Below are 1055 nucleotides of genomic sequence, written 5' to 3'. Positions count from 1 at the left end.
CACTAAAAAAGAGCAGCGAATCTTCATCACCTTCAGTATCCGGTTTATCGTCAGTAATACCAAACTTGAACTCTAGATCGTTACCATCGCCAGCAACGACGCTGAAATCTTCACTATTTGCTTTATCACCTTCAGCATCATCTCCAGATATCACGGCAGTGCCGTCTCTGACTTCGATTTCGAGCGCGCTGAGATACGTTTTAAAGTCAAGATCGGTGCCATTCAGCTCTGCATTGATCTTTAATCCTGTTTCAGCAGTATCTAAGAAGAACTGATCCCCTGTACTTTCAACGGTTAAGGTTTCTGAACTCCACTGATTATCGCTGGCTTCTAACTGTACTAAGCCCAACGCATGAAGAATATCTGTGTTTGACACTCCCTCAATGAGCAACGCAGGCTCTTCAGCTTGTATGTCCGCTATACTCATAGTGGCACCATTGACTAACGCTAACTTGCTCCAAGTTTGTACGTCAGTCGATAGTGATAATTCACCATTGTCACTTAAGCTAAACTCTAGCAACTGGCTCCACATTATGTGTGCATTGTTTGAAGAGCCTTGAGTACCGTCAGAGTAGTTAAATAGCCCTTTATTCAGTTCGCGATTCACATCTTCAACCCATTGCGACAGACTGCGTTCTGGATCTGCGGCTAGCTGCAATTCAATACGTTGGCCGTCTACGCTAATAGAGAATTGAATCGCATCTGCTGGGTCAAAACTGTTGGGAAGATTATCAAAATTGAAGGTGCTCGGTAGTGTAATATCCTGAGGCGTTTCGCCAAGTGCGTCGAGCCCGTCAATGACCTGCGGTGCAACACTGTTATCCGTAAGAGTAATTTGCCCATTCTCTAAACTCGCAACTAAATCATCGGATAGGTCATTAATCGCCTCAATCAAAACATCGAGTGTCGCTGTCGACACATTAAGAGAATCGAGATCTAAACTTAATTGCTCACCACTTTTGAGCGTAAATTTCAGATCCGCTTGCTCCGTTTTATCGGTTGGCAAGCCTTGTCCATCATTCAGCTCACTCAGCAACGTATTGCCGTTCGCAGGC

At 44.6% G+C, this 1055-nt stretch carries 1 protein-coding gene; it reads right to left on the bottom strand.

Annotated elements, in window-relative coordinates; genetic code table 11:
• Window positions 1-1055: hypothetical protein (locus tag ACP45E_RS12815; RefSeq protein ID WP_158008382.1), on the bottom strand; the 1055-nt coding region annotated here is incomplete at both ends.

It is taken from the genome of Vibrio genomosp. F10 str. 9ZD137 (genome assembly GCF_049974785.1).
Classification (GTDB): domain Bacteria; phylum Pseudomonadota; class Gammaproteobacteria; order Enterobacterales; family Vibrionaceae; genus Vibrio.
Note: the sequence above shows the minus strand (reverse complement) of the source record. Positions and strands in the feature narration are given on the sequence as shown.